14 protein-coding genes and 1 riboswitch are annotated in these 15,598 nt (G+C 35.8%); of the genes, 13 read left to right on the top strand and 1 reads right to left on the bottom strand.

Going from position 1 to position 15,598, the window contains the following annotated elements:
• The first annotated feature begins 185 nt into the window (after positions 1–185).
• Positions 186–641: a flagellar assembly protein FliW gene (gene fliW, locus HYG86_RS06640; protein ID WP_213168194.1), complete on the top strand. Its 456-nt coding sequence runs from the start codon at positions 186–188 to the stop codon at positions 639–641.
• Positions 642–643: 2 nt separating this feature from the next.
• Positions 644–871, top strand: coding sequence for a carbon storage regulator CsrA (csrA, locus tag HYG86_RS06635; protein WP_213168192.1), 228 nt, complete (start codon positions 644–646; stop codon positions 869–871).
• A 156-nt stretch (positions 872–1,027) separates the two neighbouring features.
• Here the strand turns inward: csrA and HYG86_RS06630 are convergent, their stop codons facing one another.
• Positions 1,028–2,254 (bottom strand): IS110 family RNA-guided transposase, encoded by a 1,227-nt coding sequence (locus tag HYG86_RS06630; RefSeq protein ID WP_213165991.1) that lies wholly within the window; start codon positions 2,252–2,254, stop codon positions 1,028–1,030.
• Between the two features lie 576 nt (positions 2,255–2,830).
• Here HYG86_RS06630 and HYG86_RS06625 point away from each other — a divergent pair.
• The 11 genes from HYG86_RS06625 (at position 2,831) to HYG86_RS06575 (ending at position 15,597) form a co-directional block, all read left to right on the top strand.
• A complete protein-coding gene (locus tag HYG86_RS06625) occupies positions 2,831–3,181 on the top strand; it encodes a flagellar protein FlaG (protein WP_213168190.1) in 351 nt (116 codons plus the stop codon).
• 16 nt (positions 3,182–3,197) lie between these two features.
• A complete protein-coding gene (fliD, locus tag HYG86_RS06620) occupies positions 3,198–4,700 on the top strand; it encodes a flagellar filament capping protein FliD (protein ID WP_213168188.1) in 1,503 nt (500 codons plus the stop codon).
• Positions 4,701–5,101: 401 nt separating this feature from the next.
• Positions 5,102–5,314, top strand: a complete 213-nt coding sequence (locus HYG86_RS06615; RefSeq protein ID WP_213168186.1) for an NETI motif-containing protein — start codon at positions 5,102–5,104, stop codon at positions 5,312–5,314.
• A gap of 158 nt (positions 5,315–5,472) precedes the next feature.
• Positions 5,473–5,574, top strand: a riboswitch (purine riboswitch).
• A gap of 1,253 nt (positions 5,575–6,827) precedes the next feature.
• Positions 6,828–7,322 (top strand): 5-(carboxyamino)imidazole ribonucleotide mutase, encoded by a 495-nt coding sequence (gene purE / locus HYG86_RS06610; protein WP_213168185.1) that lies wholly within the window; start codon positions 6,828–6,830, stop codon positions 7,320–7,322.
• A complete protein-coding gene (gene purK, locus HYG86_RS06605; protein WP_213168184.1) occupies positions 7,310–8,443 on the top strand; it encodes a 5-(carboxyamino)imidazole ribonucleotide synthase in 1,134 nt (377 codons plus the stop codon). Before purE ends, purK begins: the two co-directional genes overlap by 13 nt.
• A gap of 271 nt (positions 8,444–8,714) precedes the next feature.
• Positions 8,715–9,194: a hypothetical protein gene (locus HYG86_RS06600; RefSeq protein ID WP_213168182.1), complete on the top strand. Its 480-nt coding sequence runs from the start codon at positions 8,715–8,717 to the stop codon at positions 9,192–9,194.
• A 316-nt stretch (positions 9,195–9,510) separates the two neighbouring features.
• Positions 9,511–10,359 (top strand): flagellin Hag, encoded by an 849-nt coding sequence (hag, locus tag HYG86_RS06595; protein ID WP_213169141.1) that lies wholly within the window; start codon positions 9,511–9,513, stop codon positions 10,357–10,359.
• Positions 10,360–10,416: 57 nt separating this feature from the next.
• Complete coding sequence (gene hag, locus HYG86_RS06590; protein WP_213168180.1) at positions 10,417–11,247, top strand: flagellin Hag; 831 nt, start codon at positions 10,417–10,419, stop codon at positions 11,245–11,247.
• A 71-nt stretch (positions 11,248–11,318) separates the two neighbouring features.
• Entirely contained in the window at positions 11,319–11,645 is a 327-nt protein-coding gene (locus HYG86_RS06585) for a hypothetical protein (protein ID WP_213168178.1), read from the top strand.
• Between the two features lie 12 nt (positions 11,646–11,657).
• Positions 11,658–13,562, top strand: a complete 1,905-nt coding sequence (locus HYG86_RS06580) for a glycosyltransferase family 2 protein (RefSeq protein ID WP_213168176.1) — start codon at positions 11,658–11,660, stop codon at positions 13,560–13,562.
• 25 nt (positions 13,563–13,587) lie between these two features.
• The gene (locus tag HYG86_RS06575; RefSeq protein WP_213168173.1) at positions 13,588–15,597 is read left to right on the top strand and encodes an FkbM family methyltransferase; all 2,010 of its coding nucleotides are present in this window, start codon (positions 13,588–13,590) and stop codon (positions 15,595–15,597) included.
• The last annotated feature ends 1 nt before the right edge of the window (position 15,598 follow it).

The following is a 15,598-nucleotide window of genomic DNA, read 5'->3' as shown; positions in this document are numbered from 1 at the left end:
AGCGAGACAATAAAAAGGACATTCTTATTTGCATCCATATCCGTGAAGATCCGTGTAAATCCGTGGCTAAGCCTTTGAATTTTGCCTTAAGATCATTAAGATCATGTAGATCAGTGGCTACGATTTTGATTTTCCTGTCCACTGAGCACTGACTGCTGACAACTGAAAACGAAAGGAGCCACCCCATGGAACTAAAATCCGCACGTCTAGGCACCCTGGAAATAAACGAAGATAAAATCATAACATTTCCTGAAGGAATCCCAGGCTTTGAAAACCTTACAAAATACATAATAATCGAAGAACCAGAAACAGGTGGAGCATTCCATTGGCTCCAATCAGTTGAAGATGGTGACATATCACTATTGTTAACAAGGCCCACATTATTCACCGACTACACCATAGAGGTGGAAAAAGAAATCCTTGCAGATATCGGCATAACCGAAGAGAACGTCGGTGAAACATTAACAGTTGTAACACTACCAGAAGATTTCAGTAAAGCCACAACAAACCTAATGGCGCCTGTGATTCTAAATAGTGAGACAATGCAGGGTAAGCAAGTTATATTAACAGAAAGCAAATGGTCAATGAAACATCCACTTTTTCCTGCTGAACAAAATCAAGCCTCCCAAGGAGGTAAGTAAAGATGCTAGTACTAACAAGGAAAAAAGGAGAAGGACTAGTAATCGGTAAAGATATCAATATCACAATCCTTGAAGTTAAAGGTGACACAATAAAAATTGGTATAGATGCACCCAAAAATATAAACATATGTCGCCAAGAAATATATGTAGATGTACAGATGGAAAACAAAAAAAGTAATGAAGCCAAAGGTGATCTAAAAGCCCTTGCCAGCCTACTAACTAAAAAATAGAATATGTCCTAAAGACTTGTGGTGATAAGTCAAATTAAGTGCAGTGAGAATTCCAACTTATTTGCCTAGAAATATCTAAAAAAGGCAGCATTCAATTAAGCCTAATGATATTTAGGCGTTTCCGAAAAGGATTACGCATCGAATATTATTCGATACTTATGCACTCCTTTCCGGTGCATAGAATTGGTGATTGCGTAGCAGCGCATCCACCATGCGCACAAATTTTCTTGCGGTAAGAACGAGAGCTCTTTTATGTTGATGTTTGGGGACTTCCTTATATTTTCTAGAATAGTATTTATTATAGACAGGTTCATATCGCGCAACTGAATTGGCAGCTTCAATTAAGTAGTAGCGAAGGTAGTGGTTTCCTGTCTTAGATATAGTAGTTCTCTCAGACTCAAAATTACCAGATTGTTTTCGCTTCCAGTAAAGGCCAGCATACTTTGCAAGCTTTGCCTCATTTTCAAAGCGTTCAATTTGGCCTATCTCTGCAATTATACCTGCAGCATAAACAGGGCCAACACCTGGTATGCTTAGCAGAGATTTAGATTCGGGTACTATTTCAAATAACTTTTCAATTGCCTTACTGATCTCTTTAATTTGATTATTAACAGCTTTAATCATCATGGCGTAAGATGCTAAAACAATATCTACTGAATCCTGCATGACCTTTCCGAGGCGATAAGAATCTCTAATAGCTTTACTAATAGATTTTGCAAGTTTTTCTGGATCACTAAAGCGACCTCGACCCTTTTCTTGCAGAAGAGTCACTAGATCCTCTAAAGGCATATCAGCGATTTCGTCAAGGGTAATAGAATCAGTTAGCAAATGCATCATAGTGGCACCAAATACAGATGTATCCACCTCTTGAGTAAGGGTGTTACATTTGTAATAAAGATTTTCTAAAAAATGTTGTTTCATCTCAGTTAACTGACAGATGAGCTGATAACGCGACCTAGTTAACCTTTGTAGGGCCACATACTTCTCCTCTTTAATCAAAGAAGTATTGAAGCGGTCAAAGCGGAGAAAGTCTGCGATACGATATGCATCGATCTCATCAGTTTTATCTTCGTCAAAAATCCCTTTAAATCTAGAGATAGTCTTAGGATTAATTACAGCGACCTCAATGCCTAAAGACTTTAACTCAGGATCTTCAGCTAAGAAAGTCGCTGGATGAAAACTATAGACAGAAGTCGATTCCATCCCTACTATGATTCGGTCGTACCTTATGAGCTCATTAAACTGAAAAATATGCTCTTTAATCTTTCTAGCTCCAACTAGACTATTGGGGAGCGATACTTTAAGTAAAATATGATCTTCACTATTAAGAAAACAAGTATCAAGTTTTTCAGAACTAACATCAATACCAACAAACAAATTCATGGATAGGACCTCCTTTCTTATTGAATTTGGAACGGCTTGGATACTGAACCCTATCCCTAGTTACCAACAGTCTGGCAACAACCTCGCGTATGAGTATTCTATACTTGCCATCCATAAGCTGCCCGAAGCTGCTAACATTCGGTATGTAGGGCAAGAGATACAGCTTGTGAGTTTGCAGTACAACTGTTGGCTGGGAGACAGTCTTAAAATGCAGTCTTGCTGCAGGGGGAGTAAGCCTTAATCCAGATAGATCCTTTTTCCATATACTAACTATTATCTAGGGAATAGGGCTCAATATCCAAGATAAAGTGATTTAATTAAGAATTACAGCTCTAATCCACCGCATTTATTCCATGGTCCTGTTGACATGGGGCCCCTGCACCCTCTGGACTCCCTTTTTTGGGCGGAAGTTGATATATACATATGTATGGCTTCCGCCACCAAGATTTTACCAGAGGGTGCTACCCCATATAAACAGGCTTTCACGGCATAAACGCTAGTTTAGATTTTAAGAAAAGTTATACTTTATTATTAAATTTGTTATATAAAACTTATTATACGAGGGGGAGAAGAGTAGTGAGAATTGACAGTGTACAGTCAACACAAACCAAAAGAGTAGAACCTGTAAGTCGGGAATTACCTAAAGAGCAAAGAACATTTAGTGATAACCAAAATAAAAACACTGATAGAAACAAACAAGTAAAGGATGCTGAACTACAAAAAGCTGTAGAACTAATAAACGAGACAGTTCAAATGGTTGATAAAAAATTTGAGTTTGAAGTACATAAAGGGACTAATCGCACCATGGTTAAAGTAGTTGACAAAGAGACTGAAGAGATAATCAGAGAAATTCCCCCAGAAGAAGTGCTAAACCTAGTGGAGAAGATGAATGAACTAGTAGGTCTGATGATGGACAAAAAAGTATAAGAAGGGAGAGGCAAAAATGTCAGGATTAAGAATCGGTGGACTAGGCAGTGGAATGGACACTCAAATGATGCTAGAACAGCTAATGAGAGCAGAAAGGATGCCTCTAGACCGCTTAAAGCAACAAAAACAAGTATTACAATGGAAACAAGAAGATTATAGGTCAATGAGGACCAAACTACTAAATTTTAGAACAACAGCAGCTGACTTAAATAGAACTAGCAATTTTTCAGCAAGAACAATAAGTTCTACAAACTCAGATGTAGTAACAGGTACAGCTAGTGGAAGTGCTTCTGTGGGTACATATACTGTAGAGGTTATAGAATTAGGCCAAAAAACATTTGCTCATAGTAAGGTAGAAGATGGGCAAGGAGTCCTAGAAGGGAAACTAGCCAGTAGCAGGATTAATCAATTATTTGGCGCTGATGAATTAACTGGAGAGTTTGAAATAAATGGTGTGAAATTCTCTTTTGAAGCTCCACCTGAAACACCAGATAAAAACATTGTATATATAGACCCAACTAAAGAATCCTTAAACAATGTTATAACAAAAATTAACAACTCAAAAGCAGGAGTTAACTTGGTATATGATGCAAGGGAAGATAAGATGTTCATGTCCTCAAAAAGCGAAGGGGAAGAGATAGTTTTTGGTGGATCATCAACATTCTTAACAGAAGCACTTAAATTTGATGTTTCAGTAGAATCTGAATACTATACCATAGGAAATGCAGCTAGAATAAGTGTAAATGGATACGAACTAAAAGAGAATAAATCAAACAACTTTACTTTTGCTGGAGTTAGCTTTAGCGCTAAACAAGTGGGGACATCTACAATTACAGTTAAATCAGATACAGATCAAGTATTTAACAATATAAAAAACTTTGTAGACCAATATAATAGTTTAATTAACTCTGTAAACGAGAAGCTATTTGAACCTAGGAATCGTGACTATCCACCATTGACCGATGAGCAAAGAGAAACTCTGTCAGATAGGGAAGCTGAGAAATGGGAAGAGATAGCTCGTCAAGGGCACCTAAGGAATGATACTGTACTTCAAGGAGTTCTTAATGATTTACGTAGAGTTCTTGGAGAATCCGTAGGAGACTTAGATATTAGAACTTTATCCCAGATAGGGATTACAACCGGAGACTATAAAGAACGTGGTATCTTACACATAGACGAAACGAAACTTAGAAACGCCATAGAAAATAATCCAGAAGATGTACGAAAACTGTTCATGGGTGATGGGGAAACTAAGGGGATTGCCACTAAACTATACGACTCACTAAGTAGTGGTATGACAAGGCTTGGTAACCAGGCGGGACAAAGCTCCGCAATAACTGACCAAAGCTTTATTGGTAGGTCAATAAAGAGAATTGATGATCGTATATTTGCCTTTGAAGATAGACTCCAAAGGGTAGAAGACAGATACTGGCGCCAATTCACAGCCATGGAAAAAGCCATGGATCAAATGTATAACCAAAGCCAATGGCTAAGCCAACAACTGATGGGAATGTTTTAGAAAAGGCCGGGAAACCGGTCTTTTTTAGAACATTCCTGAACTTTCACGGAACAATAATTGTAGCCCATCCCTTTAGGGTGGGGTTTGAGGAAGGAGTAAGGGGCCAGGTGTAAAACAGATCTAGCTCATGCATGGGGCTAGGTCTCGCAGATACGCAGTTCGCAGTTCGCTTTACGCTAAATACCCAAAGGACTAATCTCTCTAATCCTTCTAATCCGATCTACCTAGCCGTGCTTTATAATCTAAAAACTTATCTCTAGCCCTCAGAACGAACAAGTCCGCGAAATCGCACTTAAAAATCTGCGTTAGGCTCCTTTGACCTTAGAGCTCTACAACAGAATAATTTAGTCAAAATAATTTTTCACCCCAAAATAGGCATAATAAAATAGGAGGCGAAACCATTGAAAAAAGACAAAAAACAAAGATTCCAAGTATCAGACAACGAAACTATAGAACAATGCCTTATCCGCATGGATAAAGAAGGATACACACCAATCCGAAGAATAGAAGAACCAATATTCCAAGAGGTCATTAAAAACGGAAAAACCGAAATAGAAGTAGCAAAACAACAAATAATCTTCGAAGGCAAACTAAAAGACGAACATTATGGGTAACAAAACACTCCAATGTTCGTCTTTCTTCATTGACAAAAACCCGAAGTCATAATAAGCTAAATATAGGAGTTAGGAGTTAGGCATATGGGTTCAAAGAACCTGAATTCTAGCCCCAATAACAACTAACTAACCCTTCCCAACATTCCAACTTTCACCCTTACAACTAAATAATCCCCCCTCATATAACCTTGGGAATATGGCCCAAAAGTCTCTACCCAGTAACCGTAAAATACTGGACTATGAGGAAAGCCGTGATACTAATATCACGTACCCAAAACCAATCCAGGTGAATGCTTTCCTTATAATGGACAGCATGGCGTGGAGTTTTTTGTTTTTGATCAGCCTGATAAAGGGCGCAAATAAATAAAACCCTTAGCCACAGATCTACATGATCTACATGACCAAAAGGCAATGCAAAGGGCTTAGCCACGGATCAACACTGATTTACACTGATTGAAGGTTGAAAGGATTGAAATAATGACCCACACCCTCAACAATTGTAGCCAAGGCTTTAGACTTGGTAGACCCTGGAGCAAAACCTCAAACCCAGACCTTAGCCACAGATCTACATGATCTATATGATTAAAAGGCAATGCAAAGGGCTTAGCCACGGATTTACACTGATATACACGGATTTGAAATCAAATAAGCTGCATTGGTTTATAGTGTTATGGTATTTATACTTATCTTTTTAGTCTCGTACGCTTTGTTTGTTTTGATAGTGTAGAGTAGACCTCAAAGCAAAACCTCAAGAACCAAACCGCAGCCACAGATCTACATGATCTATATGATCAAAAGGCAAGTGCAAAGGGCTTAGCCACAGATCAGCACTGATTTAGACTGATTGAAGGTTGAACGGTTTGAATTACTGACCCACACCCTCAACAATTGTAGCCAAGGCTTCAGCCTTGGTAGACCTCGAAGCAAAACCATAAGACCCAAACCTTAGCCACAGATCTACATGATCTATATGATCAAAAGGCAAATGCAAAGGGCTTAGCCACAGATCAGCACTGATTTAGACTGATTGAAGGTAGAATGGTTTGAATTACTGACCCACACCCTTAACAATTGTAGGCAAGGCTTCAGCCTTGGTAGACCTCGAAGCAAAAACTCAAGACCCAGACCTTAGCCACAGATCTACATGATCTATATGATTAAAAGGCAAGTGCAAAGGGCTTTGCCACGGATTAACACTGATTGCCACGGATTGTTAAGGTGGTAAGTGGGTCTTTTTTTATAGATTTAAAGAATATAGCTTTGAGGTCCTTATATTGAAAAAATAGTAAAGGGTTTTGAATTATTAATTTTGAATTAATTAGTTTATGTCTTTAACCGTGGAATTCTCATGCATGGTATCAAGAGCATGTTCAAAAAAATCACAGTTAGCAGTTCGCAGTTTGCTTTTAGCCAAATAAAAAAAACAGATTTTATTCCGTGATGTGTTGTGGAATTTAATCACGTAAAAGATTTTTCTTAACCAACTGTCCAACTGAAAAAAGGAGGCAAACAAATGAATCCACAAGTAGGAGTTATCATGGGAAGTATTTCTGACTGGGATACAATGCAGCATGCATGTGACATCCTTGAGGAGCTACACATTCCCTATGAAAAAAAAGTAGTATCAGCTCACCGCACACCTGATCTTATGTTCCAATACGCAGAAACAGCCCGCAGGCGAGGAATCAAAATAATCATCGCTGGTGCCGGAGGCGCAGCCCACCTACCTGGTATGGTGGCATCCAAGACAACCCTGCCAGTAATAGGCGTGCCAGTTCAGTCTAAAGCCCTAAACGGCCTAGACTCCCTCCTATCCATAGTACAAATGCCCGGTGGTGTACCAGTTGCCACAGTTGCCATAGGTAAAGCAGGTGCTACAAACGCAGGTCTCCTTGCAGCACAAATCCTTAGCACCCAATTCGAAGAAATTATCCTAGCCCTAGAAGCAAAAAGGAAAGCAACCCATCAACAAGTACTAGAAATGAGTGACCAGTTATGTCAAGAATAATCCCGCCAGGCAGCACAATCGGAATACTGGGAGGAGGCCAACTGGGAAGAATGATGGCACTTTCAGCCCGGTACATGGGCTACAACATAGCAGTGATGGAACCAAGTAAGAATTCACCCTGTGGCCAGATTGCTGACCATGAAGTGATAGCAACATACAATGACATAGAAGGAGCCAGAGAACTGGCTAAGTTAAGTGATGTTCTAACATATGAATTCGAAAACATCAGTGCAGAAACGGCTAAATGGATAGAAGAAAATGCTAACTTACCCCAAGGAAGCGACTTATTACTTACAACACAACACAGAGGCACAGAAAAAAAAGCCATTGAAAATTTGGGCACAAAAGTAGCTCCATATATGCTTATCGATACTGTTCATGACTTACTAAAAGGAGTAAAAAATATAGGCATACCATCAGTACTTAAGACTTGTAGAGGTGGCTATGACGGTAAAGGTCAATACCTGATAAAATCCCCTGAGGACATAGAAATAGCCTATGAATCCTTAAAAGGAAAAGGTCAACTTGTACTAGAACAATGGATACCCTTTGAACTAGAAGTATCAGTAATAGTAACGAGAAACCAAGTGGGAGAAGTTACCACTTTTCCAGTGGGAGAAAACATCCACATAAACCAAATCCTCCATGCAACAATAGTACCAGCAAGGGTGGATGAAGAAGTTATAATAGAAGCACAAAAAATAGCTATAGAATTAGCCCGCGGCCTAAACCTAGTGGGAACCCTAGCTGTAGAAATGTTCGTAACAGAAACAGGGGAAATCTACGTAAACGAACTAGCCCCAAGACCCCATAACTCAGGACATTACACCATAGAAGCATGCGAAACAGATCAATTTGAGCAACACATCCGAGCAATCTGCAACCTACCCCTAGGTAGCACACAACTACTAAAACCATCAATAATGGTAAACATCCTAGGAGAACACATGCATAAAGTGCTAGAAAATCTAGATAAACTATCAGACTACCATCTGCATTTATATGGAAAAAAAGAAGCGAAGACAGGAAGAAAAATGGGGCATCTAACTGTGATAGGAGAAAGTATAGAAGAATGTATGAGTAAAGCAAATGAACTAGGTATCTGGCCAGAGCTAAAGTGAAAAAACCTCAAAACTGCAATCACTCCACTGAAAGCCTAAGAACTGAGTTCTTAGGCTTTTCAGTCGCCCTTCCACCCAGCATGCTAGTTGTTAAAGTAGTCATAAAAGTTCATTAGAACTTTATCTTTAAGTTCGTAAGCCTTGTATGTCTTGATAGTGAAAAGTAGTGGTAAAACAAGATTTTTTATTTTTCCCCAACTAATTTCCTGTTTAAACTTGTCCAATACTATGCTATATTCAAGGTAATACCCTAACCGAAGGAAGTGAAAAAATGAACATCACAAACCTAGTACAAAACCTACGCGACCAATACAAAGATATATACAGCCTATATACCCAAGTCCACCAAACATACATAAACCAACAACAGGCCTTCCAAGATGACAATGAAGATCAAGTTCAAACAATAATAGACCAACGGGACAAGCTTATAGAACAAGCGAACCCAATCAATAATCAAATAGCTGAAATAAGAAATAAAATATGCCAAGAACTAAACATAAAAGAATTTAACCTACCATATATCAAAACAATAAACTACTTATTAACAGAAGATCTAGAAATCCTAACAGAAAAAATCAGAACTCAACTCCGAGAAACAATCAACCTAGACGCAGAACTAACAGCCCAAATGCAAAAAGCCCTAGGAGAAAACCGCCAAAAACGCCAAGGCCTGCAACAAGGTAAGAAAGTATACCAAGCATACAATCAAGGCCAAGCACACGCCATGTTTATAGATAAGCAAAAATAATTGTAGCTTGATGCTTCAGGTCAGATTATAACCTTTTGATGATATAGGAAATTTTATTTAAAATATAACAATATGCCATAAGATGAAGAAATAGGACGAAAAACGTTGGAAATAGTATTTATTGCTCTTAAATAAGCTAATTTGTGTCTTAAGAAATGTCAAAATAAGTCGATATATTAAACATAAAGGACTTACGACCTAATAAAAAGCAATTAAGGAGCGTACGGCCTAGAATGCTTCTTTATTTAGTAAAGTATGTCCAAGGTAAATAGAAGCATGGATGCTTCTAAAAACATCATTCAAGGAGGAATATATAATGAGAATTAACAACAACATTATGTCTATGAATGCTCACAGACAACTAAACATCAATAACAACAATGGTGCAAGGTCAATGGAAAAGTTATCATCAGGTATGAGAATCAACCGTGCTGGTGACGATGCTGCAGGTCTTTCTATTTCTGAAAAAATGAGAGGTCAAATCCGTGGTTTAAAGCAAGCTTCTAGAAATGCTCAAGATGGTATTTCAATGATCCAAACAGCTGAAGGTGCATTAAATGAATCACACGCAATTCTGCAAAGAATGCGTGAGTTAGTAGTGCAAGCTGGTAATGGTACTAATGAATCAGAAGATTTGACTGCTATTCAAAATGAATTAACTGCATTGATTGAAGAGCTTGGTGGTGAAACAACCTCTAAAGGTATTTCCGATCGTACCCAATTTAATGGCCAGGACCTTTTAGATGGTTCTTTAGCTGGAGCTTCAGGTATTGATTTTCAAATCGGTGCGAATAGTGGGCAACAAGTAACTTTATCAATTGCTGATATGAGCGCTTCTGGATTATCTGTTGCTGATGTATCTGTTAGTGGAACATTTACTGCTGGTAACTTTGATACTGAAATAGGAAAGATAGATAGTGCAATTGAGAAGGTTTCTGAAGAAAGATCAAAGTTAGGTGCTTTACAAAATCGTCTAGAGCACACTATTGCTAACCTTGACAATGCTAGTGAAAACTTACAAGCTGCTGAGTCTAGAATTCGTGATGTAGATATGGCTGCTGAAATGATGGAGTTCACTAAAAATAATATTCTTTCCCAGGCTGCTACAGCTATGATGGCACAGGCTAACATGGCACCACAATCTGTTCTTCAATTGCTAGGATAATTAAATATCAGAAGCATGGAAGCTTCTAAATAGATAAAATTCAAGGAGGAATTTATAATGAGAATTAATAACAACATTATGTCTATGAATGCTCACAGACAATTAAACATCAATAACAACAATGGTGCAAGATCAATGGAAAAACTGTCGTCAGGTATGAGAATCAACCGTGCTGGTGACGATGCTGCAGGTCTTTCTATCTCTGAAAAAATGAGAGGTCAAATCCGTGGTCTTAAACAAGCATCAAGAAATGCTCAAGATGGTATTTCAATGATCCAAACAGCTGAAGGTGCATTAAATGAATCACATGCAATCCTTCAAAGAATGCGCGAGTTAGTAGTGCAAGCTGGTAATGGAACTAATGAATCAGAAGATCTAACTGCTATTCAAAATGAGTTATCTGCACTTATAGAAGAACTTGGTGGTGAAACAGGATCTAAAGGTATTTCAGACCGTACAGAATTTAATGGGCAAAACTTATTAGGAGGTAGTCTAAACGTTGACTTCCAAATTGGTGCTAATAGTGGACAACAAGTTAACTTAACTGTTTCTAGTATGAGTGCAAATGGTTTAGGAGTTGATGGTATAGACGTAGCAGCATCTACATTTAGCTTTGATGCTACAATAACACTGATAGATACTGCTATAGAAACTGTATCTGAAGAGCGTTCTAAACTTGGGGCATTACAAAATCGTTTAGAGCACACCATTGCAAACCTTGATAATGCTAGTGAAAACTTACAAGCTGCTGAATCTAGAATTCGTGATGTAGATATGGCTGCTGAAATGATGGAGTTCACTAAGAATAATATTCTATCGCAAGCTGCGACAGCTATGATGGCTCAAGCTAATATGGCACCGCAGTCAGTTCTTCAATTATTAGGTTAATATAAAAATCTACAGGGAGATTCTTTATCTCCCTGTTTTTTAAAAAATAAAGTAATGGAGAGAGAACATAAATGAATGAATTTATAAATTTAGAAAAAAGTATAAGGGAAATAGCAGAAAATCTAAGTAGTAGGATAAAAAGTATTTGTGATGAAATTCTAGCACAGGAAACATTGAATAATGATCGACTTATATTTTTGACGGAAGATTTAGAAGTGTTTTCAGAAGCCTTATCTATTTTAAAAGAAAATGGATATGAAGTACAGCACTTAACTGAACTTAATAATGTTTATGCTTCACTAGAAGAATCTCTTGAAAGTGAGGATTTCTTTTTATTTAGAGAATTACTGTTATTTGGATTACTACCAGTTATCGATGAATGGAAATTAACTTCCTAAGAGGTGAAAGTTATGGAGAAAAAAATCAAGCTTAGTTTTTGTATGATTGTGAAGAACGAAGAGGAAAACCTAAAAAGATGCCTAGATAGTTTGCAACAAATCCTACAGAAACAGTATGTTGAACTTGTTATTTTAGATACTGGATCAACAGATAAAACTGTAGAAATTGCGAAATCTTATACAGATAAAGTATACTTTGCAGAGTGGAATAATAACTTTTCGGATATGCGTAATAAGGCCATATCATACACAAATGGTGAATGGCTATTTAGTTTAGATGCTGACGAAACTTTAGAAACACCAAACGAATTGATATCCTTGATTGAATCTGGATCACTGAACGGTAAGATGTCTGTAATGGTTAAGATTAAGAGTTTTTTCTACAAAAATAACATAGATAAATTTCTTCTAGAATCTAATTTTAAAATATTTAGAAACGATAAGGATTTTTGCTATAGAGGAGCAATTCATAACCAACCAAATGTTAGAAAACCAATTATGGCTTCAGAAATACTACTGAATCACTATGGTTACTTAATAAAAGATAAAAATCTGATGGAGAAGAAATTTAATCGTACTTCTTCAATACTAAAGGAAGAGATTGAAAAAGATCCTAAAAATATTTATTATTCATTTCAATTGTCAGTATCTTATAGCATGTATGGAAAGCATGATTTAGCACTAAAGCAAATAAGAAAAACCTTTGAATTACTTAATAATATAGACTACAAACTTAGAAAAAAGTATGCTTTTATTTACTCAGTTTACTCTAAAAATGCTTTTGCATGTGGTCAATATAAAGAAGTAATCAATATTGCCGAAGAAGGTGTAAGATTACGTCCTGATTATTTAGACTTGTATAATATATTAGGCTATACCTACCAAAAATTAGGCAACATTGAAAAAATGAAATCAAATTTCCAAAAATATTTAGACTTGTATTCCAAAAAGGAAAGATTGGACGTATACAATGATGCATCTATAGCATTATATAGCATAGACCAATCCTCACTGAATAAAGCAAATATTTTACTGGCCAATTATTACTATGAAAACAATGAGTTTGAAAACTCTTTAGAGCATATAAACAATGCATCAGAACAAACTGATCAAAAAATGATTCTACTAACAAAAATTCACATGAAGAAAGATGAGCCTGAAAAAATTATCAAGTACTTAAATGAAAATGAATCTTACTATAATAAAGTCACCATAATTATAGAAGAAATGAAAAAATTATTAGAGCCAGAAAAACAAGATAAGATGGACTTGGTTTTTGCAAAAGGTGAAGGGATATACTCGGAGTACTGCTTATTAAACCGCGGTTTCAATGAAGAGCTAAAATTATACACCTTCCTAAAAAAAATAGATTTTAAGTACGTGCCTTTTTTTTATGGAGAAGTTGTTAAAGACCTAAATATATCTAAAAGATTTGTAGACCTATTCCGAAAAAATGAACAAGTTACAATAATAAATTTATTTAGGCAGCTACTAAAAAATGATTATAAGTATGAAAACAAATTGATTAAAGAGATTTTAAGTATAGACATAAAAGAAAATGATTTCCGTTCCATAAAGACACTTCTAGTTATCCACAGAGCTATCCTTGAAAACTCGAATAATTATTCAGAAGAAGTCCACTCTAAATACTTTGAGATTTTCAATAAATACTTATACTACGGAGAATTGTTTATAAAATATCTTTATGGCGAAGAGAAGCTTAGAATACTTAGCACGATTATTAATGATAATGAACATCGATTTTTTATAAACTTTTACTTTGTAAAAAAAATGCGAGGTAGTAATAATACTATGCTTCAGGTAAAACTTCTAAAAGAAGCTAAAGAAAACCTACCAACCTTGAATAACTATATTAAAGAATATGCTAGATTACATTTGAGTCAAAATCTTAGTTAAAGTTTCAATACTAAGGAGGAAAGTCATGTATATAAATGATGATTACAAGTATAAAATAATTAGTAAAATTGAAAAATTAATCCATCAAGGTTTTTTTGACGAAGCTTGGTTTACGTTAAAACAATATAAGGAGAAAATTGGTAGGGATAGTGCTATAGCTTCTATTGAATCAACACTATGGCTTTTACAAAATCAACTAGACGAGGCGGAGGAGGTATTGAATAAAGCTGTAGAAGAGTTTCCTTTTGATTTTGATTTATTATTTAACCTTGCGTCATTATATCAAATTAAGGGTAATTTAGACCAGGCAGTTAACTATTATTTGCAGTGTAAAGATTTATTTGCTACTGATGAGCAAAAATTAGATTTAATTTCTTTGAATGAGAAAATTAGAGAACTGTCACCTAACTGTGATTTTACTACTAAGCCTAAGTTAGTGTTCTTTATTAAAAAAGGAATGAACTACTTTTTTAATAACATAATGGAGAACTTCAAGGATAGATTTACAGTTAAAAAAATTACTGTAAGTAATTATAGTCAAATACAAGAAGGTATGATGTGGGCAGATATTAGCTGGTTTGACTGGTGCGATGACCTGTTGGTCAAAGCTAGTAAATTAGAACTTTCGAGAGAAAAGGTAATAATTGCGAGGCTACATAGCTATGAAGCGTTTACACCATACATTTCCGCGATTGATTGGACAAGTATTGATAAGGTTGTTTTCGTTGCTAATCATATTAGAAACTATGTATTATCTTCTAAAAGCAATTTGAGTGCTGAAAAAACAGTAGTCATTCCTAATGGTATTAAATTAGAAGATTATCCATTTGAAGAGCGTAGTAAGGGGTTTAATATTGCTTATGTCGGAAGATTAAACTTTAAAAAAGGACCTATGTTGCTACTTCATGCTTTTAAAGCTATTGTTGATAAAGATAAGAGGTTCATGTTACACATAGCAGGGAAATTCGAGGAACCTAGATATATACTTTATTTTCGCCAAATGATTGAAGAGATGGACCTAAAAAATAATATTATTTTCTCAGGCTGGCATGAAGATATAAATAAATGGTTAGAAGATAAAAATTATATTATCTCAAGTAGTTTATTAGAAAGTCAACAACTATCTATTATGGAGGCAATGGCTAAGGGCATAAAACCTTTGATCCATAATTTTGTTGGTGCTAAAGAAATTTATCCTTCCCAATTTATATGGACTACAATATCAGATTTACTAAACTTAGTCTTTGATGATGAATATAAATCAAGTGATTATAGAAAGTTTATTGAAGAAAATTACTCTTTAGATAAAGAAATCAGTTCCCTTGAAAGAAATGTAACTGACATAATGTATAAAGGAGAAAAAACTAAAGTTTCTAATCAGTATACCTTTGGCTACAAAGGCATAGACATTAAAATGGAATTTCCGAATTCAATAGATCATATATCCCAAGTAATTAGGGGGCAGGGTGCTTTTTATGAAAAACAAATGCTGGAGGATATAGAATCACGAATTAAACCTGGAAGTGTTATTGTTGATATAGGTGCAAATATAGGTAATCATACTGTATTCTTCGGTAAGTTTTGCAATCCTAATAAAGTTCATGCATTTGAACCGCAACCTGATGTGTATCAAATATTAACAAATAATATAGAACATAATAATCTACAACAAATAGTCAACTGCTATAACTTTGGTATTGGAGAGTCACAATCCAGAGCTAACCTTATAAAAAATAAAGAAAATCTAGGAATGGCTAAACTAATTGATAATTCGGAAGGTAATGTACAGGTTTTTGCATTAGATGATGTGATTATAGACGAAAAGGTTGATCTAATGAAAATAGATGTTGAAGGCATGGAAATGCAAGTACTAAAAGGATCGAAACGAATAATAGAGCTTTTTAGACCAATTATTTATATCGAGGCACAAAATCAAAAAGAGTTTAACAATATCTCGGAATTTCTTTCAGAATTTGGATATGAGCCTAAACAAAGATTTAATCATACACCTACATATCTTTTTGTATGTGAGTAGC

Origin of the sequence: Alkalicella caledoniensis (genome assembly GCF_014467015.1) — a bacterium.
GTDB classification, from domain to species: domain Bacteria; phylum Bacillota; class Proteinivoracia; order Proteinivoracales; family Proteinivoracaceae; genus Alkalicella; species Alkalicella caledoniensis.
The sequence above is the reverse complement of the archived record's forward strand: the minus strand, read 5'-3'. Positions and strand labels throughout refer to the sequence as shown.